The 23,390-nt window shown below is 57.3% G+C and carries 16 protein-coding genes; 10 read left to right on the top strand and 6 right to left on the bottom strand.

What is annotated here, in order from left to right; translation table 11 throughout:
* Nucleotides 1-1,240: methyl-accepting chemotaxis protein (locus tag HMPREF1992_RS04700; RefSeq protein WP_021684713.1), on the bottom strand; the 1,240-nt coding region annotated here is incomplete at its 3' end.
* Nucleotides 1,241-1,754: 514 nt separating this feature from the next.
* Between HMPREF1992_RS04700 and HMPREF1992_RS04695 the strand changes: the two genes are divergently transcribed.
* The 6 genes from HMPREF1992_RS04695 to HMPREF1992_RS04670 all read left to right on the top strand — a co-directional run bounded on the left by HMPREF1992_RS04695 (nucleotide 1,755) and on the right by HMPREF1992_RS04670 (nucleotide 7,670).
* Nucleotides 1,755-2,795 (top strand): hypothetical protein, encoded by a 1,041-nt coding sequence (locus tag HMPREF1992_RS04695; protein ID WP_037358597.1) that lies wholly within the window; start codon nucleotides 1,755-1,757, stop codon nucleotides 2,793-2,795.
* 21 nt (nucleotides 2,796-2,816) lie between these two features.
* Nucleotides 2,817-3,386, top strand: a complete 570-nt coding sequence (locus HMPREF1992_RS04690) for a gamma carbonic anhydrase family protein (protein WP_021684710.1) — start codon at nucleotides 2,817-2,819, stop codon at nucleotides 3,384-3,386.
* Entirely contained in the window at nucleotides 3,386-3,802 is a 417-nt protein-coding gene (locus tag HMPREF1992_RS04685; protein WP_021684709.1) for a hypothetical protein, read from the top strand. Before HMPREF1992_RS04690 ends, HMPREF1992_RS04685 begins: the two co-directional genes overlap by 1 nt.
* A 205-nt stretch (nucleotides 3,803-4,007) precedes the next feature.
* Nucleotides 4,008-4,982 (top strand): TAXI family TRAP transporter solute-binding subunit, encoded by a 975-nt coding sequence (locus HMPREF1992_RS04680; protein WP_021684707.1) that lies wholly within the window; start codon nucleotides 4,008-4,010, stop codon nucleotides 4,980-4,982.
* Complete coding sequence (locus HMPREF1992_RS04675) at nucleotides 4,979-5,446, top strand: DUF1850 domain-containing protein (protein WP_021684706.1); 468 nt, start codon at nucleotides 4,979-4,981, stop codon at nucleotides 5,444-5,446. Before HMPREF1992_RS04680 ends, HMPREF1992_RS04675 begins: the two co-directional genes overlap by 4 nt.
* Nucleotides 5,447-5,750: 304 nt before the next feature.
* Nucleotides 5,751-7,670: a TRAP transporter permease gene (locus HMPREF1992_RS04670; RefSeq protein WP_021684705.1), complete on the top strand. Its 1,920-nt coding sequence runs from the start codon at nucleotides 5,751-5,753 to the stop codon at nucleotides 7,668-7,670.
* A 66-nt stretch (nucleotides 7,671-7,736) separates the two neighbouring features.
* Here the strand turns inward: HMPREF1992_RS04670 and HMPREF1992_RS04665 are convergent, their stop codons facing one another.
* Nucleotides 7,737-8,477, bottom strand: coding sequence for a transmembrane domain-containing protein (locus HMPREF1992_RS04665; RefSeq protein ID WP_037358594.1), 741 nt, complete (start codon nucleotides 8,475-8,477; stop codon nucleotides 7,737-7,739).
* Nucleotides 8,478-9,023: 546 nt separating this feature from the next.
* Between HMPREF1992_RS04665 and rpoB the strand changes: the two genes are divergently transcribed.
* From rpoB to HMPREF1992_RS04650, 3 genes are all read left to right on the top strand, one after another.
* Nucleotides 9,024-12,773: a DNA-directed RNA polymerase subunit beta gene (gene rpoB, locus HMPREF1992_RS04660; RefSeq protein ID WP_021684702.1), complete on the top strand. Its 3,750-nt coding sequence runs from the start codon at nucleotides 9,024-9,026 to the stop codon at nucleotides 12,771-12,773.
* Nucleotides 12,774-12,823: 50 nt separating this feature from the next.
* Entirely contained in the window at nucleotides 12,824-16,825 is a 4,002-nt protein-coding gene (gene rpoC / locus HMPREF1992_RS04655) for a DNA-directed RNA polymerase subunit beta' (RefSeq protein WP_021684701.1), read from the top strand.
* Between the two features lie 412 nt (nucleotides 16,826-17,237).
* Entirely contained in the window at nucleotides 17,238-17,792 is a 555-nt protein-coding gene (locus tag HMPREF1992_RS04650; protein WP_037358589.1) for a biotin transporter BioY, read from the top strand.
* 59 nt (nucleotides 17,793-17,851) lie between these two features.
* Here HMPREF1992_RS04650 and sstT read toward each other — a convergent pair whose 3' ends face one another.
* From sstT to HMPREF1992_RS04630, 4 genes are all read right to left on the bottom strand, one after another.
* Nucleotides 17,852-19,099, bottom strand: coding sequence for a serine/threonine transporter SstT (sstT, locus tag HMPREF1992_RS04645; protein ID WP_021684698.1), 1,248 nt, complete (start codon nucleotides 19,097-19,099; stop codon nucleotides 17,852-17,854).
* 127 nt (nucleotides 19,100-19,226) lie between these two features.
* Nucleotides 19,227-20,081 carry a dTDP-4-dehydrorhamnose reductase gene (gene rfbD / locus HMPREF1992_RS04640; protein ID WP_037358586.1) on the bottom strand — a complete coding sequence of 285 codons (855 nt, stop codon included), beginning with the start codon at nucleotides 20,079-20,081 and terminating at the stop codon, nucleotides 19,227-19,229.
* Nucleotides 20,082-20,209: 128 nt separating this feature from the next.
* Entirely contained in the window at nucleotides 20,210-21,640 is a 1,431-nt protein-coding gene (locus tag HMPREF1992_RS04635) for a cell wall metabolism sensor histidine kinase WalK (RefSeq protein WP_021684696.1), read from the bottom strand.
* Complete coding sequence (locus HMPREF1992_RS04630) at nucleotides 21,624-22,310, bottom strand: response regulator transcription factor (protein WP_021684695.1); 687 nt, start codon at nucleotides 22,308-22,310, stop codon at nucleotides 21,624-21,626. The genes HMPREF1992_RS04635 and HMPREF1992_RS04630 overlap by 17 nt, the downstream gene beginning before the upstream one ends.
* Nucleotides 22,311-22,487: 177 nt before the next feature.
* Between HMPREF1992_RS04630 and rsmI the strand changes: the two genes are divergently transcribed.
* Nucleotides 22,488-23,333, top strand: a complete 846-nt coding sequence (rsmI, locus tag HMPREF1992_RS04625) for a 16S rRNA (cytidine(1402)-2'-O)-methyltransferase (RefSeq protein WP_021684694.1) — start codon at nucleotides 22,488-22,490, stop codon at nucleotides 23,331-23,333.
* Nucleotides 23,334-23,390 lie beyond the last annotated feature (57 nt).

Genomic DNA, 23,390 nt, shown 5'->3' with positions numbered 1-23,390 from the left:
CGCGTCCTGCCTCACCTGCACGCGCCGCCTCAATGGCGGCGTTGAGCGCGAGGAGATTTGTCTGACCTGCGATCTCGCGGATGGTCGTGACGACATTCTTGATGGCGTCGGAACTCGTGACGAGATTCTCCGAGACACGCGAGATCTCGGTCATGGCATTGCTGACGGTATCATTCTGCTGGACGAGCTGATGGATGTACTTCATGCCCTGGTTCGCATCGTCCACTGCGTCGCTTGCGGTCTGGTTTGCGCGGGTGCCGCTCGCGCTCATCTCCTGCGTGCGTGCACTCACCTGCTCGATGGCGGAGGAGATCTCGCCGATGCTGGTGTTGTTGTGCACCGCATCGGAGGCGACATCCGTGATTGTGTGCGCAATGCTCTCGGAGACCTGCATCTGCGACTGGACGGAATTCGAGAGATCGCTGCTTGCGTTGGAGAGATTGTCCGCCTCTGTCTGGATGGAGCGGACAATGTGATGCAGGGCATCCTTCATATCAAGCAACTCGTTTGCCATGTCTCCGATCTCGTCATTCCACAATGCACGCGTGCCCTGGAAAGAGAGGTCGAGTTTGCCGAGTTTGCCGACTTCACCGCGCAGCTTGACGAGGCGTCCCGCGAGTTTCCGTGCGTACCATGCTGCCGCCGCGCCAATCACGATGATACCGATAATGCTGATGGTGAGTACGATCATAAAGATGTGATCGACGTTGCTGTTCAGCTTCTCAAGCTGCTGCTCCTGCACAGCGGTCTGGGTCTGTGCTGCCTTCTCAAAGAGTGCGTCGATCTCGCCCGTCTTCTTGCGCAGCTCTGTGGACGATGTCGTCGCTGTCTCCAGATCGCCGCGCTCGTAGAGTGCAATGATCTCCTTCGTATGTCCCGTGTAGTTCTGCAGTGCCTTACGCAGCTCCTCCCCGAGGGCCTTCGCCTCTGCGTTGACTGCGTGATCAACAAAGATGCCGAGCTGTTCGTCCGCCTTCTTGAGCGCGTTCTCCGTATCCGTCGCACGGGTTGCATCGCGCGTGATGATGTAGCCGCGCAGCTCACTCAGCCCCTGATGAAAGTCGTCCTCCGCCTCAAGCAGCGTGATGCTGTTCTTGACCGTAACGGAGAGCAGATGCTGATAGTCTTCACTGGTGGTTCTAAACTCATAGAGCACAACGGAGAGCAGCACGATCATCAGGACGATGACGCTCCCAACCAGCCCTGTGAGCTGCAGACCAATGGGCATTCTCTGTCCCATAAAAAAACCTCCTCATTTCTTTTCCCGACACCATTTGTATGTTCCCCGCATACCATGGCGTAATTCATAATGCTTGGTTATTTTGCACCCGATGAGAAGTCTTGTCAAGATTTTTTAAGGGGAGAAAAATTTTTTAAAAATAGTTTCTGCCTATTGCATACAGTGTTAGAATATGATAAATTTACATCCGTAAATTTTCTGCCTGCGCCGTGTGCCACAGTTCGGTTGTGGACAACAGGGGGCGGCATGGACATCTTTTGGAACGATTAGCCAGCCTTGGTGGGAATATCCCGGGACTTGGCAGGGTGATTAGTGTCTGCACGATGGAATTGTTTATATAAAAGAAGGGTTGTGCATCGACGACCAAATGATGGGCAGAAAATAGCGGCCGGTGAAGTCACCGGCTTTTCTTTTTGTCCCAAATGCGATAAAATGCATGAGACGACTTATGCGCAAGGCGTCTGCCGTCGATTCCATATTATATGGATCGTTTACATTACACGGAGGTAATGACATGGCGTTTTTCGAGGGAATCGGAAGGATCGGAGAGTATGCGCAGCTGAAGAATCTCAGGCGCGAGATGAAGTACCGTGTAAAGACCGGGCGGAGTCTTGCAGAGGCGATGGGCACCCCCCTGCAGCCGAGCAAACTGCGGTTGAGTGATCTGCAGAAGACGCAGGAAAAGACTGACGCGAACCGCGAGATGCAGATCCGTCAGAAACTGCGGCAGGGACAGAAGCTCTCTGCTGTCGATATGAAGTATCTGAAGGACAACAACCCCGATCTCTATGAGAAGGTGGTGCGGATCGAGGAGCGGCGTGAGATGCTTGCGCGTGCACTGAAGCGTGCCAAGACGAAGGATGAGGCGCAGCGTGCGGTCGCGCAGGCAAATATCTCTGTGCTCTCGGAGATGCAGAAAGGCGGCGGGGAGGCGCCCTCATTCCGCGGCATGGGCAGCGGGTCATCCGAGGGAACCGGCTCCGCCGCCATGACGGCGGGCGGCGGCATGGCGGATGCACTCGATGCACCTTCGGCGGGAAATGGCCCTGCTGCATCTGCGGCGGGCGAGATGCAAGATACACCCGTCGGCGGGGCAGATATCCAAAATGACGGTGCACAAACGGCCGAGCATAGGGAGGCTGTGCACGGGGACCATGCAGGAGAGCATACAGAGAAGGAGGGCTTCCAGCCCGGCCCATCGACGCGCGATCAATACGGCAATCGCCGTGTGCTCTCGCGTGAGGAAGTGGATGATATGCTCCGCACTGCGCAGGAGCAGGGCAAGCTCACACCGCTCGACAACGAGAAGGTCTATCTTCTGCGCGCCCTGCAGCGCGAGTGGATGGAGTATGCGAACTCCGAGGAGTATAAGAATCTCCCGAATACGGCAATGGACGCAGCAGAAGAAAAGGAGCGCGGCGTGCGCCGCAGGAAGCACGAGGAACAGGAATCGGCGCCCATGCGTGCGATTGCACCGAGCCCCGCCGAACTTTTTGCTGCGCACCGCTACTACCATGCGGCGCATGGCAGCGAGCCGTTTGAGGCAAAGGGTTGATTTATTTAGGAAGGGTATATTATGTTTACATTCAAAGGGGAAGGGTTCCCCAGCTTTCACGGCATCACGCCGCAGATTCACGAGGAGGCGTTCGTTGCCCCGCAGGTATTCCTCTCGGGGGATGTGCGCGTCGGGCAGTATGCGAGCCTATGGCCAGGGGTTGTCGCGCGCGGCGATGTGAACTACATCTCCGTCGGCGCCTGCTCGAACATCCAGGACCTCACCTGTCTGCATGTCGCAGACGACAACCCGTGCATCATCGGGGACTATGTGACGGTTGGGCACAGCGCCTGCGTCCATGGCTGCGAGATCGAGGATCATGTACTCATCGGCATGGGGGCGATCATCCTTACGGGGGCGAAGATCGGACGCGGCTCGATCATCGGCGCAGGTGCGGTGGTTAAGGAGAATGCTGTGATCCCGCCGAACTCGCTTGTGGCGGGCATCCCTGGCAAGATCGTGCGCGAGAACATCGATCGTATTGCGACGATCCACGCGCAGGCACTCAAGTACAAATGCGAGTGGGCGATCGAGTACGGTGTCTACCCCGAGATCGGCGGCGAACGCTTTAACGGCGAGAAGGTCATCTAATGCCCGAGGAGCAGAACCTGATCGCGCAGCCACATGGACGGGAGCAGCAGGTGAAGATGGAGATCGTCTCCATGATCCACAGCGGTGAGTCGCCCTATGACGTGATCCACCACGTCGCACAGTGGCTTGAAAAGGCCTCGGGCGAGCCCGGCTATGCGCAGTATGTGGAGGATGCCATGCGCGCCGTCTACGGCTGCGCACTCATGCATGTGCGGCCGATGGAGGATGAGCTGCGTGATGTCGAGGAGCGCCTTGCACGGATTCGCATCGCTTACGAAAAGCCGGAGTTCACAGAGGAAGAGAAGAAGCGCATCCGCTTCGCTATTGATCTCCATGAAAAGAATATCGTCCGCCTCAAGGAGTGTATCATGCGTGCTAAGGCGAACGGTGAGGCAGCGGAGATTGTAAAAAATTAGACCTGGGGAATCGATGATAAAATGAAGTTTGTCCAGTTGGCGTGCTGAATTTATCAGTGCTTCCCCGGATGCGGGCATATTGTATACCGCTATACAAAGCGTCTCCTGCTTGCGTGCAGGGGGCGCTTTGTGATAATATTCGCTTATTATCGCCGTACACGACGATAGTCCGAGAACTGTTGATTTTTTATTGGAGGGAAAGAACATGAATATCTCTACCGTAAAGAAAGTTTTTGCGGCAGGCGCGGTCCTTGTATTCTCTGCTGCGCTTCTCACCGGCTGCGGCGGCGACTCCGCATCGTCGGGAGATAAGAAGTTCCTCAACATCGGAACCGGCGGCACGGCGGGCACGTACTACCCGATCGGCGGTGCGATCGCGGAGGTGCTGAACAAGGATATCCCCGGCATGAATGCCAGTGCACAGAGCACAGGCGCATCGGTTGCGAACATCAATATGCTCCGCGACGGGGCGGTTGATCTTGCGACGGTGCAGAATGACATTACTTACTATGCGGTCAATGGGACCGAGATGTTCAAGGATAAAAAGGTGGATGGGCTGCAGGGCATCGCATCGCTCTATCCCGAGACCTGCCAGTTCGTGACGCTCCAGTCCTCTGGGATCAAGAGCATTGCAGAGCTCAAGGGCAAGCGCGTCGCCGTTGGTGCGGCAGGATCGGGCGTCGAGGCAAACGTGCGCCAGATCCTCGCGGCATACGGTGTCAGCTATGACGATATCGATGCGCAGTTCCTTTCGTTCGCAGAGGGGGCGAGCGCGCTGAAGGACGGCAACGTGGATGTCGCTGTTCTCACAGCGGGCTATCCAACGGCATCCGTGCAGGACATCGCCTCGCAGAACCCTGTCCGACTGCTCCCTGTGGAGGATAAGGTTGCCGATCAGCTGATCGCGCAGTATCCGTTCTACACGAAGACCGTCATCCCCGCTGGCTCGTATGCAGGATTTGACGAGGATGTGCCGAGTGTTTCTGTCATGGCGATGCTCGTCGCAGGCCCCTCGGTGAACGCCGATCTCGGCTACAGCATCACGAAGGCGATCTTCTCGAATCTCGATCGCCTGCAGTCGGCACACGCCGTCGGCAAGCAGATCACGAAGGACACGGCGAAGGCCGGTATGTCCCTGCCGATGAATGCGGGCGCGGAGAAGTACCTGAACGAGAAATGAGGGCCTATGCGACAGCACTTTGCGCAGCGATTCTCCTGGTCTCGTTTGATATCCTGAGCGCGCCGGCGCTCTTTCTCCAGGCAGATGGGGAGAAGACTGTCATCGTGCGGCAGATCCGAGAACCGGCGCCGCTTACGATCCACTTCATTCACTCCGTGCAGAAGACGCCGGTCGAGGAGTTTCTGACCGCGTATCCAGACGGACATTTCCACCTGACGGGCACGCGCTATCAGTCGCACGGTGTGGGACTCCCCTTCCTCCCGGAGGAGGGGACGTTCCGGCAGGAGGGCGAACACTTCGTCCTCGATATGGATCGCGACTATGCGGAACTGAGTCTCCGCACGGGCGTGGGGACGGAGCTGATGATCGAGGCGGGCGGGAAACGCATCCCCGTTTACGAGATGTACCCTGTCGGCACGCGCATTGATCTCGTTGTTGCGCCGTTCTATACGTATTTTCTCTAAGGAATCGCTGATAAAATAGACCCTCAGATTGGTGTAGATTTTTTGTCCGGTCAAGGAGACAAACCGGACGCATAGCAGTGGTGCTATGTGGAGGATTTGTCGACGCAGAGAGGGCGAAAAAGATGCGCCGAGATGATGGTGCTGAATTGATCCGTGCTTCCTTAACTTTCCGAGGCTGCCGTTCGGCGGCCTCATCTTTCTTTTGTTCTAGTTTTGCGAAATATTGTGGATATAAAAAGCCCTAAGACTGCCCCGCTTGCGGGGAAGGGGGCACCGAAATTTTCCAAAGGATGTGAACCTCTCTATGACCGATCAGAAGACTGCGGAAGCCGTGCTTAAGAAGTATGACCGCGAATCGAACACCGTCCACTATGCAGGTTGGCCGAAGAAGGTGATTGCCGCGATTGCGATTAGCTTTTCGATCTTTCAGCTCTATACAGCGACCTTCGGCGTTCTCGATGCACAGCTGCAGCGTGCCGTTCATCTCGGATTTGGTCTTGCGCTTGCCTATCTCCTCTATCCCTTTCGGCGTGCATGGACGCGGGATAACTTCTTTCATCCCATCGATATGGTCTTTGCCGTTCTTGGGGCGGCAGCGCCAGCCTACATCGTCATCCAGTACCGTGAGCTCGTAACGCGCGCAGGGACCGTCACAACCCCCGATGTTATCGCAGGCGGGCTTGGAATCCTGCTCGTTATCGAGGCGGCGCGGCGTGTCGTCGGTATACCGATGGTGACGGTCGTCCTCTTCTTCCTCGCGTATGCCTTCCTCGGCCCCTATATGCCGGGGGTGCTCGCACACAGAGGTCTCTCCGTCGAGCAGCTCGTCAGTCATCTCTACTTTACGACGGAGGGAATCTTCGGCATCCCGCTCGGTGTCTCCTCGACATTCATCTTCCTCTTTATCCTCTTTGGTGCCTATCTTGAGAGCACTGGGCTCGGCAAGTTCTTCATCGACCTCGCAAACGCGGTTGCGGGCTGGGCGAGCGGCGGACCCGCAAAGGTCGCCGTCCTTTCGAGCGGTCTGATGGGTACGGTCTCGGGCAGTTCTGTCGCAAATGTGGTCGGCACCGGCTCACTCACGATTCCGATGATGAAGAAGCTTGGCTACCATCCGAACTTCGCGGGCGCGGTTGAGGCAGCGGCATCCACTGGCGGACAGCTCATGCCGCCGGTCATGGGGGCGGCGGCGTTCCTCATGGCGGAGTTCGTCGGCGTGTCCTACATCGAGGTGGTCAAGGCGGCAGCGATCCCCGCGCTCCTCTACTTTACGGGCGTCTGGCTCGGCGTCCACTTCGAGGCAAAGCGCAAGAACCTCAAGGGAATTCCACGCCATGAGCTGCCCAATCCCCTGACCCTCATTAAGGAGCGCGGACATCTCGCCATCCCGCTCATCGTCATCGTCTACCTCCTCGTCTCAGGTTACACGCCCATGCGCGCAGCTCTTGTTGCCATCGTGCTATCCATCGCCTGCGCCATGCTGCGGAAATCCACGCGCATGAAGCCGATCGAGATCGTCTACGGACTCGAGCGCGGCGCGAAGGCGGTGCTCGGGGTGCTCGTCGCCTGTGCGGCTGCGGGCATCATCATCGGCGTCGTCACGAAGACAGGCGTTGGGCTGCGTCTCGCCTCGGGGCTGATCGACCTTGCGGGCGGCATGCTCCTGCCCGCGATGTTCTTCACCATGCTCACAGCGATTGTTCTCGGCATGGGCGTGCCGACTACGGCAAACTACGTCATCACCTCGACCATTGCCGCGCCGGCACTTGTTCAGATGGGCGTGCCTATCCTTGCGGCGCACATGTTTGTGTTCTATTTCGGCATCATCGCGGACGTGACACCACCCGTCGCGCTCGCCGCCTATGCGGGGGCGGGCATCAGCGGAGGAAATGCCCTCAAGACAGGGGTGCACGCGTCAAAACTTGCGATCGCGGCGTTCATTATCCCATATATCTTCGTGCTCTCGCCCGTCATATTGATGGTGGACGCGACGCCGCTTGCGCTCGTTATGGTGACGCTCTCCGCGCTCGTGGGCATGATCGCCGTCAGCTCTGCGCTCTGCGGCTTCCTCGCCGATCACTGCCGCCCCTACGAGCGACTGCTTCTCATCGTTGCAGGCCTCCTTATGATCAAGCCCGGCGGCACGACCGATCTCATCGGCAGTGCGATCTTCGCCGTTATCCTTGTGATGCAGTATACGCGTGCGAAGAAGATAGCGTCATAAATTTCATTTTGCATAACAAAAGAGACGTTCCTGCTCTGCGCGGGAACGTCTCTTTGTGTGTCCTTTTTAGTTCTTGTCGTTCGGTGTGATGTCGATCGGAGCGTCCTCAAGCACCTGCTGCTCCTCTTCCGGCTTGCGTTTGCGGAGGAAGAAGAATGCGCCAGCGCCGATCAGGACAATGACGAGGACAATCGTGCCGATGATCGTCGTCTTGTTCCAGAGGCGGAACGCGACCTCGATCTTCGACGACTCACCCGTCACGAGCGTCTTGCCGAGGTTCCATGTGAGCTGCTTGCCGTCGTTCTCCGAGCGGTCGGCGTTCGAGCTCGTGGGGGCGACGGGCAGCGTCATCTGATAGGTGAACGTGATATTGCTCGCGAATGCGCCTGCGCCGCCGCCGTTTTGACTGCCCTCAAAGAGCAGGTCAAAGTTGTAGTCCGTGTAGAACAGACTATTGTTGACGGTGATGCCCGTGTTCTTGCCCTCGTTCGCCTTGAAGAAGTCATTTTCCGAGAGCTTATCGATCGACGCGTAATGCTCCGTAATCTCGTAGCCCGACATGTTCTCCTTCGTCACGGGCGTAACCTGCGCGTCCGGATTCTTCGCCGTCGTCGCCGCCTTGCTCTGCTCGACAATCTCGGCGAGCATGGGCACGCTGACGAGCGTCGTCTTCAGATCGGCACTGCCGTCCTCGTTGATGGCGACGTTCACGTCGCCGCTGAAACAGCCGCTTGTGAGCGCGAGTACGCCCAGCATCGCAGCCGCGAGAACTGTGCGCATCGTGCGTGTGCATCGTGTCAGAAACATAAGATACCTCCTCAATTACTGTCAACAAATCCATTGTCATTCTACATGAGTGTATCGAATTTTGCAAGGCGGACGATTGGCACAAAGTTTTTGCACGAGAGTTTACATGAATACATATATGCTATGCATTGTTGTTTTTGAAGCGGCAAAGGAGTGTTGACTATGAGAATACAGGTGAATGGAGGAACGCCGTTCGCCTATGCGGCGGCAAAGGAGACGAACACAACTGCGGTGCAGAAAAACGATTGTCAATGAGATTGAACCAGTTTACCGCATGGCTTCCCGTCGTGCGGTTTTTGTTTGGAAAATTTCATCTAACGAAAAATATTCCTTGACGCGAGATTTAGGATGTAGTATTATGTAATGACCTATTGAGTAAGAATGGGGATTTGTGCGCCTTTTTTCGGGGAGGATCAGTCCTTCACGGCTCGTGTTAGAAAGGACAACGGAGCAAGGTATTCATATGGCTGCCTTGTTCTTTTTGTGTCTTTTCAATAAAGTGCGCAAATGCCATTGTGATAATCCAGCGAAAGGGTGACAGCGTTCATGTTCAATCCTGTGTCGGTCGGCCGTCGCACCCGGTATAGCTATGCACGGATTAAGGAAGTCATGGAGATGCCGCATCTCCTTGACATCCAGCGTACGAGCTATCAGTGGTTTCTTGAGGTGGGACTTGCGGAGATTTTCCGAGACATCTCGCCTATTCAGGATTTCTCGGGGAATCTCATCCTTTCCTTCGAATCCTTCGCGCTCGGTGAGCCGAAGTACGATCTCGATGAGTGCAAGGAACGCGACGTGACCTATGCCGCACCCCTGCGTGTGAATGTGCGTCTCGTGAACCGCGAGACGGGCGAGATCAAGGAGCAGGAGGTTTTCATGGGCGATTTCCCGCTCATGACGGATACGGGTACGTTCATTATCAACGGTGCAGAGCGTGTCATTGTCAGTCAGCTTGTCCGCTCGCCCGGCACATACTACGGTGTCGAGATCGATACGACGGGCAAGGAGCTCTACAACGCAACGATGATCCCGAACCGCGGTGCATGGATCGAACTTGAGACAGATGCGAATGATATCGTGTCCGTCCGTATCGACCGCACGCGCAAGATGCCCGTGACCTATCTCATCCGCGCACTTGGCTATGAGAGCGATGCAGAGATCCGTGAACTATTCGGCGACGACCCGCGTATTCTCGCGACAATTGAACGTGATACGGACGAGGTGAAGACGCGCGGCAAGGCGGTCATCGAGATCTACCGCCGTCTGCGTCCCGGCGAACCCGCCAACGAGGACAATGCGCGCCAGCTGCTCGAAGTGCTGTTTTTCGATCCGCGCCGTTACGATCTCGCAACGGTGGGTCGCTACAAACTTACGAAAAAACTCGGATGGCGCCGCCGCATTCTCGGCAAGGTGCTTGCTGCGCCTGTTGTTGACAAGGAAACAGGGGAGATCGTTCTTCCAGCAGGGGAACGCATCCTCTCGGAGATGGTAGATGCCATCTCCGAAGAACGTGAAAAAGAGCTTTTTGGCGAGGGTGAAATCGTCTCATTTGATGTGCAGAAGGCGGACGGTGAAATTCACCGCATGCTTTGTGCACCGACGCGTGACTATCAGTACCGTACGATAACGCGCGAGGATGTGATGGCGGCGATCAGCTATCTCCTCGGTCTGATGGACGGCTTCGGCAATACGGATGACATCGACCACCTCGGCAACCGCCGCGTGCGTGCTGTCGGAGAACTGCTGCAGAACCAGTTCCGCATTGGTCTCTCGCGCATGGAGCGTGTCGTGCGTGAGCGCATGTCGATCCAGGAGACGGAGAGCATCACGCCGCAGGGACTCATCAATATCCGTCCCGTTGTGGCGGCAGTGAAGGAGTTCTTTGGCTCCTCGCAGCTCTCGCAGTTCATGGATCAGCACAATCCGCTCTCGGAGCTGACGCACAAACGTCGCCTCTCGGCACTCGGCCCCGGCGGACTCTCGCGCGAGCGTGCGGGCTTTGAGGTGCGCGACGTGCACAACTCACACTATGGCCGCATGTGTCCGGTTGAGTCGCCGGAAGGTCCGAACATTGGTCTGATCGGCTCGCTCGCGAACTATGCACGCGTGAACCAGTTCGGCTTTATGGAGACCCCTTACCGCCGTGTGGACAAGGAACATCACCGCGTGACGGAGGATGTGCGCTATCTGACGGCGGACGAAGAGGACGAGCTCATCATCGCGCAGGCGAATGAGCCGCTCGATGCGAACGAATTCTTCATCAACGAACGCGTTACGGCACGATTCCATGAGGAGACGGGGCTGCACAGCCGCGACCGCGTGGACTATATGGACGTGTCGCCGCGTCAGGTGTTCTCGATCGCGACGGCAATGATCCCGTTCCTCGAGAACGATGATGCGAACCGTGCACTTATGGGCGCAAACATGCAGCGTCAGGCGGTTCCTCTGCTCAAGACGCAGGCACCTCTGGTCGGCACAGGCATGGAGTACAAGGCCGCGTGCGACTCGGGCGTCATGGTGCTCGCCAAGCACGGCGGTGAGGTCACCGAAGTTTCGGCAGATGCAATCACCGTCCGTACGGATGAGGGTGCATTTGACAACTATAAACTGCAGAAATTTGTCCGCTCGAACCAGGCGACGTGCATCAATCAGAAGCCGCTCGTCTATCTGGGTGACCGCGTGGCGGAGGGACAGCCCATCGCCGATGGCCCCTCGACGGACAACGGAGAGCTTGCCCTCGGCTACAACATCATCGTTGCCTACATGCCATGGGAGGGCTATAACTACGAGGACGCGATTCTCCTGAGCGAGAACCTCGTCAAGCGCGACCTCTATACCTCGATCCACATCGAGGAGTATGAGTGCGACGCGCGTGACACAAAGCTTGGACCCGAGGAGATCACGCGCGATATTCCGAATGTCGCGGAGGATGCACTCAAGGATCTCGATGAGGGCGGCATTGTCTCCATCGGTGCCGATGTGCGCCCCGGCGACATCCTCGTCGGCAAAGTCACGCCGAAGGGTGAGACGGAGCTGACAGCGGAGGAACGGCTTCTCCGCGCGATCTTCGGCGAGAAGGCGCGCGAGGTACGTGATACCTCGCTGCGCGTACCGCACGGCGAGGCGGGCAAGATCATCGATGTGAAGATCTTTACCCGTGAGAACAATGACGAGCTGCCGCCGGGCGTGAACCGTCTCGTGCGCGTCTACATTGCGCAGAAGCGCAAGATTTCGGTCGGCGACAAGATGTCCGGCCGCCACGGCAACAAGGGCGTTGTCTCGCGCATCATGCGTCAAGAGGACATGCCGTTCCTGCCGGACGGCACGCCCGTTGACATCGTGCTGAACCCGCTCGGCGTGCCGTCGCGCATGAACATCGGGCAGGTGCTCGAAACGCATCTCGGCATGGCATGTCGTGTGCTCGGTCAGCGCATCAAGGACAATGATCCGACGGTGGAGGGCGACCTCCGCGCAGCAGGCTACAATTTTGACGCCAACGGGATGCCCATTCCCGATGTGGCGGGCATTCATATCGCGACCCCTGTCTTTGACGGTGCGGGCGACGACGACGTGTTCGGCACGATCCGCGCGGCGGGCCTGCCCGACGACGGCAAGACGGTGCTCTACGACGGGCGCACGGGCGAGCCGTTCGAGAACCGCGTCACGGTCGGCTGCGTCTATATGCTGAAACTGCATCACCTCGTTGATGATAAAATTCATGCGCGTTCCACGGGCCCGTACTCGCTCGTTACACAGCAGCCGCTCGGCGGCAAGGCGCAGTTCGGAGGACAGCGCTTCGGCGAGATGGAGGTGTGGGCGCTTGAGGCGTACGGTGCGGCATACACACTGCAGGAAATCCTGACGGTGAAGTCCGACGACGTAGTCGGACGTGTCAAGGCGTACGAGTCCATCGTCAAGGGCGACAACATCCCCGAACCTGGCGTTCCCGAATCGTTCAAGGTCCTCATCAAGGAACTCCAGGCGATCGGCCTTGATATCAAGGTGCTCAACGAGGATGCGAAGGAAATCGCAATCCGTGACGAGGAAGACGAGGATATTGGGGAGAAGGCGCGCTCGCTCGATCTTGATGTCGAGGGTGTTGATGAGAGCGGTGCTGCACCGCCCCCAGCCGAGGAATCCTATGATGAAGAGGATGAGAGCGCGGAGGAAGTCTCGGATGATGATCTCATCGCGCACATCGATACGGACGAAGAACTTTCAGATGATATGGATACCCTTATGCGCGGCGGACTCGATGATATTGATGAACCGAATGAGGACGATCTGGACGTCTGATTATAGGAAGGGAGTGGCATCTGTTGCTGGATGTAAACAATTTTGACTCAATGCGGATTGGACTCGCTTCCCCCGATAAAATTCGTGAGTGGTCGCACGGCGAGGTAAAGAAGCCCGAGACCATCAACTACCGCACGCTCAAGCCCGAGCGCGACGGCCTCTTCTGTGAGCGGATCTTCGGACCCACACGTGACTGGGAGTGCCACTGCGGCAAGTATAAGCGCATCCGTTACAAGGGCGTCGTCTGCGATCGCTGCGGCGTCGAGGTGACGCGTGCGAAGGTGCGCCGTGAGCGCATGGGGCATATCGAACTTGCTGCGCCCGTTTCGCACATTTGGTATTTCAAGGGCATCCCGAGCCGCATGGGACTCATCCTCGATGTGTCTCCGCGTTCTCTCGAGAAAGTTCTGTACTTCGCCTACTACATCGTCATTGATGCGGGCGAAACCGATCTCAAGAAAAAGGAACTGCTCTCCGAGCGCGAGTACCATGACGCGCTTGAGAAGTATGGCAATACTTTCCGCGTCGGCATGGGCGCAGAGGCGATCAAGGAGCTGCTCGAAGAGCTTGATCTTGAGCAAATGAGTGCACAGCTCCGAAACGACGTAAAGACGACCTCCGGTCAGAAAAAGGTGCGTGCGATCCGCCGCCTCGAGGTGGTGGAGGCGTTCCGCAAGTCGGGCAATAAGCCCTCGTGGATGATTATGGACGTTGTTCCTGTGATTCCGCCCGATCTGCGCCCAATGGTGCAGCTCGACGGCGGGCGTTTTGCGACGTCTGACCTCAACGACCTCTACCGCCGCGTCATCAACCGCAACAACCGTCTGCGCCGTCTGCTCGACCTGGGGGCGCCCGACATCATCGTGCGCAACGAAAAGCGCATGCTGCAGGAGGCGGTGGATGCGCTGATCGACAACGGCCGCCGCGGCCGACCCGTCACGGGACCCGGCAACCGCGCGCTCAAGTCGCTCTCGGATATGCTCAAGGGCAAGCAGGGGAGGTTCCGCCAGAACCTCCTCGGCAAGCGCGTCGACTACTCGGGACGTTCCGTTATTGTCGTTGGACCTGAGCTGAAACTCCATCAGTGCGGTCTGCCGAAGGAGATGGCGCTCGAGCTCTTTAAGCCGTTCGTCATGAAGAAGCTGCAGGCTGACGGCGCAGCGCACAACATCAAGTCGGCAAAGCGCATGGTCGAGCGCGCGCGTCCCGAGGTCTGGGACGTGCTTGAGGATGTCATCAAGGAGCATCCGGTTCTCCTCAACCGCGCACCGACGCTGCACCGCCTCGGCATCCAGGCATTTGAGCCAGTGCTGACCGAGGGGCGTGCGCTGAAGCTGCATCCGCTCGCATGTACGGCGTACAATGCGGACTTTGACGGCGACCAGATGGCAATCCATCTGCCGCTCTCTGCCGAGGCACAGACTGAGGCGCGCGTGCTCATGCTCGCCGCGAACCACATCCTTGCCCCGAAGGACGGCAAGCCCATCATTGTCCCCTCGCAGGACATGGTGCTCGGCTCATACTACCTGACGAAGGTGCGTCCTGGCGCAAAGGGCGAGGGCAAGGTCTTTACGGGCATCGCAGAGGCACTGCTCGCCTATCAGGAGAAGGTGCTCGATCTGCAGGCGGAGATCCGCGTGCAGGTTGCGGGCTACGGACTTGTCCGGAGTTCCCTCGGTCGTCTCATCTTCAGTGAGATCCTGCCCGAAGAGCTGCGTCACTATCGGCAGGATGCCGAGACAGGTGAGTGGAGCCTTGGCGTTCTCATGAACAAAAAGGAGCTCGGCAAGCTTGTTGCAAACTGCTACGATCACTTCGGTGCGACCAAGACCGCCGAGGTCATCGACAATGTGAAAAATCTCGGCTACCACTATGCCTGCATCGCGGGCATGACGGTTGCCGTCTCTGATGTCATCGTTCCGCCGAAAAAGAAGGATATCATCGCGGACACGCAGGCACTCGTCAACAAGGTCGAGCGCCAGTTCGGACGCGGACTTATCACGGAGGACGAGCGTTACAAAAAGGTCGTTCAGCTTTGGACGAAGGCAACGGACGATGTGGCGGATGCCATGATGGAAAACATGGATCCGTTCAACCCCATCTTCATGATGGCGGACTCCGGCGCGCGCGGCAATAAGCAGCAGATGCGCCAGCTTGCGGGTATGCGCGGTCTGATGGCCGACCCCTCGGGCAAGATCATCGATCTGCCGATCACGGCGAACTTCCGCGAGGGTCTCACCGTTTCCGATTACTTCATCTCCTCGCACGGTGCACGCAAGGGTCTTGCTGATACGGCTCTCCGTACGGCGGACTCGGGCTATCTGACACGCCGTCTCGTTGATGTGGCACAGGATGTTATCGTCCGCGAAGAGGACTGCGATGTCTCCGCGATCAATCTCATGCAGGTGCGCGCGCGTCTCGCAGAGTCCGCATTTGACGCGCTTGAGCTGCTCGTGGACAGCCTGATGGGCCGACTTCTCGCAGCAGCGATCTACGATCCCAAGACAAAGGATGTGCTCTATCCGCAGGATACCGTCCTCGATGATGATGTCCTTGAGACCATCGGTGAGCGTGACATCCGCGAGATTATGGTGCGCGGCTCCTCCATCAATGCAGAGGGGGCTGTCAGCAACGCCATGGTCACGGAGAGCATCACACTCGGTGAGCCGGATGCGAAGAAGCGCAAGAAAGTCCGTACGGCGATTGTCCGCGAACTCAGCGGCAAGGAAGTCGTACGAGAGGCCGTCCTGGAGGACGGCGCGGTACTCGCTGCCGAGGGCACAGTGCTTACGGACAAGATGGTGGATGCTATCATCAACTCGGAGCTGCACGAGCTCCACATCCGCAACAATAACGTCCGCGGCATTGAGGTAGAGGCAATCACCGAGGGGACAGGTGTCATTGAGTCGCTTGCTGACCGCATTGTCGGACGCGTCCTCGCCGAGGATATTGTGGATGAGGCAACGGGTGAGAAGATCGCCCATATTAACGACCCCGTGGATGAGGATCTCGCGAAGCGGATCGAGGGAGTGCGCAAGCGCGTCTCCATCCGCAGCGTACTGACCTGCAAATCCCAGTTTGGTGTCTGCATGAAGTGCTACGGGCGCGACCTTGCCAATCAGGCAGAGGTTGAGATCGGCGAGGCGGTCGGCATCATTGCCGCGCAGTCGATCGGCGAACCGGGCACGCAGCTCACGATGCGTACGTTCCACTCGGGCGGCGTCGCGGGTGACGATATCACGCAGGGTCTGCCCCGCGTCGAGGAACTGTTCGAGGCCCGCAAGCCCAAGCATAACGCGATTATCGCAGAGAACGAGGGCGTTGTCTCGATTGAGGATACGGGCAAGGGCATGCGCACGGTTACGATCACGCCCGAGGGCGGCGTGCCGCGCGAGTACTCTGTACCGTTCGGTGCACGCATGGCGGTGCGTGACGGCGCAGAGTTGAAGATCGGGGACAAGATCACCGAGGGTTCTGTGAACCCGCACGACATCCTGCGTGTCTGCGGACTGCAGGCGACCCAGCGCTACCTCGTCTACGAGGTTCAGAAGGTCTACAAGTCGCAGGGCGTTGAGATCAACGACAAACACATCGAGGTCATGGTGCGGCAGATGCTGCACAAGGTCAAGATCGAGGAGTCCGGCACGACGGAGTTCCTGCCCGGTGAATACATTGAGATCAACGCATTCGAGGCGGCGAATACGAAGGCGATCGAGGAGGATGGCGAGCCTGCTGTGGCAAAACCCATTCTGCTCGGCATCACGAAAGCGTCGCTCGCGACGGATTCCTTCCTCTCAGCGGCATCCTTCCAGGAGACCACGCGTGTCCTCACCGACGCCGCGATCAAGGGAAAGATCGATCCGCTCGTGGGTCTGAAGGAAAACGTCATCATCGGCAAGCTCATCCCTGCAGGTACGGGTATGACCCGCTACCGCAACCTCGAGATCATCGATCACGCACCGCAGGTCGTGGAAGTGGTCGAAGAGGAGGAGATCGTCGAAGAAGTGCACGAGGAAGTCGATCTTTCACGCCTCGAACAGCTGACGAACTGAGTATTGCAATTTGATGGCGGAAGTGTTATACTTCGTCTAGAAACAACGACATGATGCGTTTCTGAGTCAACACGAAAAACCGGCAGGTGCGACTGCCGGTTTTTCTATGCCTTTTTTTGCAGGGTGGGCTTAGCTCCCTAGGTTGGCTGCCTACTCATTGCCTCCATCCAACCATTTGCAAATGTAATGTGCGATTACACTTGCCACGATAGAGACGAGCAACGACATGAGTACGTCCATTGTAGTCAACCCCCTCTCCGTGCCCGTATCGGGGATGGCAACGCGCATAGTATAACATGGGGAGTCTTTTTTGTCATGAGCGAAGTCTGTTAACCGTTTTTATAAAACGAGTTGACGCTTCACCTCTTTTGATGTAGAATGGCGTGGAATAATAAAGAAGGAGCGTGTTTTCATGTCGTCCCATGATGATAAATTCTTTTCCGTACGCAACACAACGCGTATGGCACTGTGCATTGCGTTGATCTGCGTGAGCGCGTACATTGCGATTCCTGTGCCGTTCATGGCACCGCTTACGATGCAGACCTTTGTTATGTGCCTTGCGGCACTCGTCCTCACACCGCGCCAGACAGCTGTTGTCCTCATCGGCTACACCGTGCTTGGTGCGGTCGGACTGCCTGTCTTCGCCGGCGGCGTCGGCGGGCTCGGCATCATCTTCGGTCCGCGCGGCGGCTTCTTCATCGGCTTCTTTCTCGCCTATACGCTGATGAGCATGCTGAAGGGCAAAGAACCCTCCTTCCCGCGTTACGCTCTGGTGGGAGCACTCGTAAGCGTGCCGGTCACCTATGCGATTGCAACACTCTGGCTGACGATTCTCTTTGGGGATAAATTTGCAGGGATTGTCGCCGCATTTATGGCACTTGTCCAGTATATCCCCGGGGATCTCATCAAGGCTGTTGCTGCAGCTGCGCTTGGTGTGACGCTGAACCGCCGTCTTCGCTATCTCTGAAATAAATAAAAAAGCGATTTTTGTGCATTTGCACAGAAATCGCTTTTTGCTTGCTTGTTTTATGCTTTTGGAATCATATCCTCATCGGTCAGTGTACCTGCTTTAACACGGTCAGCAAACTCTGCCGTTGCCGTGAAGAGGACATCGGTGGAGCTGTTGAGTGCCGTCTCGCAGGAGTCCTGGAGAACACCGATGATGAAGCCGACGCCGACGACCTGCATCGCAATATCGTTGCTGATGCCGAACGAGGAGCAGGCGACGGGAATGAGGAGCAGTGAACCGCCCGCAACGCCCGAGGCACCGCACGCGCCAATCGTGGCGATGAGGCAGAGCAGCAGGGCGGTCGGAAGATCGACATGGATGCCAAGCGTATTGGCCGCGGCGAGTGAGAGAATGGCGATCGTGATCGCGGCGCCGCTCATGTTGATGGTCGCGCCAAGCGGGATCGAGATGGAGTAGACCTCCTCGTTCAGGCGAAGACGCTTGCAGAGCTGGAGGTTGACCGGGATATTTGCAGCGGAGCTGCGTGTGAAGAATGCGTAGATACCACTCTCACGCAGGGTCGTAAAGACGAGCGGGAACGGATTGCGGCGGATGTGCATCCAGACAATGAGGGGGTTCATGATGAGTGCAACAGAGAAGAATGCACCAATCAGGACGGCAAGCAGCTGCAGATAGCTGATGAGGGCATCCACACCGCTCGTTCCAACCGCATCTGCAACAAGTCCCATGATGCCGAACGGTGCGAAGCGAATGACCCAGAGGACGATCTGTGTCATGACGACCGCAAAGTCGTGCACTGTGTTCTTGGTTGTCGGACTTGCTTTCTGGAGCGCAATACCGGCGAGCACACTCCAGGCGAGTATGCCGATGTAGTTGGCGCTTGCAATCGCGTTGATGGGGTTGTCAACAACTTTGAGAACTAGGTTGTGTACGACCTCAACAATGCCGCTCGGCGGAGCTACAGTTGCGTCTGCCACGGCAAGGTGCAGGGTCGATGGAAATGCGAAGGAGAAGGCTACAGCGACAAGGGATGCGAGGAATGTCGCAATGATGTAGAGACGGACGATTGGCTTGAGTGCCGTCCCTGTGCCGATGCTGCGCTGCGCCATGGCGTTCATGACGAGTACGAAGACGAGAATCGGCGCGACTCCCTTCAGTGCGCGGACAAAGACATCGCCGAGCACGGCGACGAGTGGGATGAGGGGCGGCGCATAGAGCGCGATGGCGATGCCGATGATGAGACCGACCGCGATAAGCTTGATAAGTGCCGTCTCGCGGTACTTGCGGCTGATGTTGCTGAGCAAGTGGATTCCTCCTTAAAATAAAAATATGCCCCATTATAACAGATAGGGCATATATTGTCACTGTATTGTGCGGGTATACATGAGAGGCGGAGGCGTTTAGGGACACCACAGGGGCTTTAGACGCGGATCATGGTTCCATTTCCTTCAGCTCCGTCAGGAATCTTCCAACTGCATCCTCCCATGACGGCAAACGATGGAAGCCCGCATCGTCAAGACTTTTTTTGCTGAGGCGGGAGTTCTTTGGACGTACGGCCTTCGTCGGGTACATATGTGAGGGAATGGAAGTGACGTTGACAGCGGCACCTGCCTGGCGAAAGATCTCAGCGGCAAACTTTGCCCATGAGCAGAAGCCTTCATTCGTTGCGTGGTAGATGCCGTACTTCTCGCTCTCGAGTATATCGGCAAGCAGCGGCGCGAGGTCACGCGTATAGGTCGGCGAGCCAATCTGATCACCGACGATGGAGAGGCTCTTGTGCGTGCGGGCGAGGTCGAGCATGGTCTTGACGAAATTCTTTCCGTGAAGTCCGAACACCCAAGAGATGCGGACGATAAAATATTTCTCGAGATGTTCTTGTACGGCCTCCTCGCCGGCGAGCTTCGATGCACCGTAGACACCGAGCGGCGCTGTAGGTGCGTCTGTCTCATAGGGGGTGTCACCTGTGCCTGGAAAGACATAGTCCGTGCTGATGTAGAGAAGCTTTGCACCCTGCGCGTGTGCAAGGCGTGCGAGGATCTCCGTACCTGCGGCATTGACGGTACGGCAGAGTGCGGGCTCCTCCTCTGCCTTGTCGACAGCGGTATAGGCCGCTGCATGGAGGATGGCATCGGGCTGTGTCGCCTCGATGACAGCACGCATGACATTCTCGTCAGACAGGGGGAAGAGCTCGGAGGAGACTCCATGCACCTCGTGTCCGCGCGCCTTGCACTCCTTTACACAGTCTTGGCCCAGCTGTCCAGTCGCGCCCGTGATGAGGATTTTCATAGCAATCCGCCCTTTCTCTGGATGTTTAGGAACTGATACATTCAGCACCATCATCTTGACGTATCTTTTATGTGTTCATTGTATCACAAAAGGCTCCGTCTGTGTACTGCACAGGCGAAGTCTCTTTTTTACCCGCGTATGGTTGGGATCGTGAGCGTGATCGTTGTACCCTCGTCCACAGCACTATGCAGCTTGATGGTGATGTCATGGCGCTCGGCGATCCAACGTGCGATCGAGAGCCCCAGTCCCGATCCGCCGGTCTCTTTCGTGCGGGAGGAGTCCACACGGTAGAATCGGTCGAAGATGCGATCCTGATGCTCGGGTGCAATTCCAATGCCGTCATCCGCGAGTGTCACCGTGACGGAAGAACCATCTGCTGAGAGGATGGAGTAGGCGTGGATGTGACCGCCTGGAGGAGTGTATTTCAGACTGTTCTCGAGGAAGATGCGCAGAAGCTGCCGCAGGAGAACGGGGTCGGCATCGACGATCGCAGGGTCGTTGCGGCCAAGCGTCACCTCATGTGAGGTGGTCACTGTCTCCATCTTTTCCATCGTGTCATAGAGCAGCTCGGCAAGATCGACTTCCTCCTTGTTGACAGCCTGCCGCTTCTGATCCGCACGCGCAAGAAAGAGCAGCTTTTCGATGAGCTGCTGCATATTCTCCGCCTCGGAACGGATGGCGGTAATGCCTTCGTCCAGGATGTTTTTGTCCTCACGCCCCCAGCGCGAGAGCATATCGGAGTAGCCGAGGATGACGGTGAGTGGTGTGCGCAGTTCGTGTGATGCGTCGGAGACGAAACGCTGCTGCTGCGTAAAGCCCTCCTGCAGACGATCGAGCATGCGGTTGAACGTACGGGCAAGCTCAGAGAGCTCATCGCGTGCACGCGGAACTTCGAGGCGACGTCCGAGCCGTTCCACCTCGATGCTGCGTGCCGTCCAGGTGATCTGACGGATGGGGGTAAGGATGCGTCGGCTGATGAAATGGCCGGCGATGAGAGCGAGTACGAAGCAGACGGCAACTGTATAGAAGAGAAGCCGCTGCAGGGAACTAAAAAAATCCTTTTCTGTTGTGATTGTACGGAAGAAATGAATCTGATAAGGGATGCCGCCATACTCGACGCTGCGTTGCGCATGATAGACTGCACCACCCTGGAACTCCGAGACCTCCATCTCGGGATTTGCCCAGACCGGCGTCGTGATGCGGCCGCGCTCCACGGTCTCGATGGACGGGAAATGATCGTCCGTGTCAAGCACAACGCGGCCCGCACTGTCTGTGATCCGCACGATAACGCCGGGGATGACAGGTCCCTCGAACCAGAACTTTGCCTCTGCTGCATAGCCGCTTTCGATATTGCTCATCACGTGATGGATGCTGCGGTCAAGATCGACCTCTGCCTGCCGATAAAAATAGATATACGCGCCAACCCCCAGAATCGCCGTCGAGAGAATGAGCACGAAAAAGAGGATTGCCGCGTACAGCAGGGTGATCTTTGTGGAAATTCGAATGTAGAAATAGCGATCGATCCAGCGGGCAAAGCGAGACTTAGTCCCGGACAACATACCCGACGCCCCGCACCGTGTAGATGTACTTCTTGTTGAAGCGGTCATCCAGCTTGGCACGCAGGTAACGGATATAGACATCGACCACGTTGGTCTCGCCCGTATAGTCGAAGCCCCATACCTCCTGCAGGATCTGATCGCGCGTCAGTACCGTGCGCTTGTTGCGCAGGAGATACTCGAGAAGGTCGTATTCGCGCTTCGTGAGAGCAACCGTCTCGCCGTCCACCTGAACCTCGTAGCGCGAGAGGAACATGATGAGATTCTTCACCGTGAGGCGGTCGGAGGCATCCTCCGTCGAGATGTCACGGCGGCGCAGTGCATTCCTGAGGCGCGCGAGCAGTTCGGGTACAGCAAACGGTTTTGTAATGTAGTCGTCTGCGCCGATGTCGAGACCCTCTACGCGATCCTCGACGGCGTCGCGTGCCGTCAGCATGATGATGGGCACATTCGAGACCGTGCGGACACGACGGCAGATCTCAATGCCGTCCATACCGGGGAGCATAACATCGAGCAGAATGATATCGAAATTCTCCTGGATAATGCGTTCATAGGCGCGTGTGCCGTTGCCCTCGGTTTCCGCCTCGAAGCCCTCGTGCTCCAGCTCCATCTGCAGGAAGCGCGCAATACGAACCTCATCCTCAACAATGAGAACGCGTGATTTTTCGTCCATATATATCCCCCTTAATTATTCCTTATTTCTGTCCCTACTATATATGAATGGCGTGGAAATGAAAAGGCAAAAATGAGAAATATAATCGAACTTTTAGGAGCGAAGGCATTTTCATAACCATCCCTTGACAATACATCATCCGTGCCGTATAAACAAAAGAAGAAAATAAGCGGAGGAATGACAGTGACGGGACGACTCTATCTTTGTGCTACGCCCATCGGCAATCTCGGTGACATCACCTATCGCGCTGTCGAGATGCTGCGCGCAGCGGATGTGATCGCCGCTGAGGACACGCGGCACACGCGCGGACTCCTCGCGCACTACGATATCCACACGCCCATGACGAGCTACCACGAGCATAACAAGGAGGAAAAGGGGGCGGAGCTGACTGCGCGGATGCAGGCGGGTGAGACCATTGTCTGCGTCAGCGATGCAGGTCTGCCGGGCATCGCCGATCCCGGCGGCGACCTTGCGCACCGTGCCATTGCGGCAGGCATTCCCGTGACGCCGCTGCCGGGCGCAAATGCGGCTCTATCAGCACTTATCTGCGCGGGGCTGCCGCTTGAGGGATTTACCTTCGTCGGATTCCTCCCGCGCAAGGAGAAGAAGCGGCGTGAGGTGCTCACGCGCGTCGCCGCCTATCCCGAGACGCTTATCTTCTATGAGGCTCCGCACCGTCTGCGTGAGACGCTTGCCGCTCTTGCGGCGGAGCTTGGTGCAGAGCGGCGGGCGTGCGCGGCGCGCGAGCTGACGAAGAAGTTTGAGGAGTACCAGCGTGCGTCGCTCGGTGAACTTCTTGCGTACTATGAGGAAAACGAACCGCGCGGCGAGTTTGTGCTCATCGTCGCGGGTGCGGACGAGAATGCCGCCCTTGCAGATGATGTGGAGGAGATGTCCCTCACGGAGCGTTATGAGGCGCATATTGCCAAAGGTTTGGACAAGAAAGAAGCCATGCGCCGCACCGCACAGGAACTCGGCATATCCCGCAGGACGGTCTATCAGGCACTGCTGGCGGAGGTGTGAGTGCAGGATCATCGCCGCAGTTGTCACCCTGCACGGTCTGTGCTACTATATAAAGAA

This window comes from Selenomonas sp. oral taxon 892 str. F0426 (assembly GCF_000468035.1).
Lineage (GTDB): Bacteria > Bacillota > Negativicutes > Selenomonadales > Selenomonadaceae > Centipeda.
This window is presented reverse-complemented; position numbering and strand designations above follow the sequence as displayed.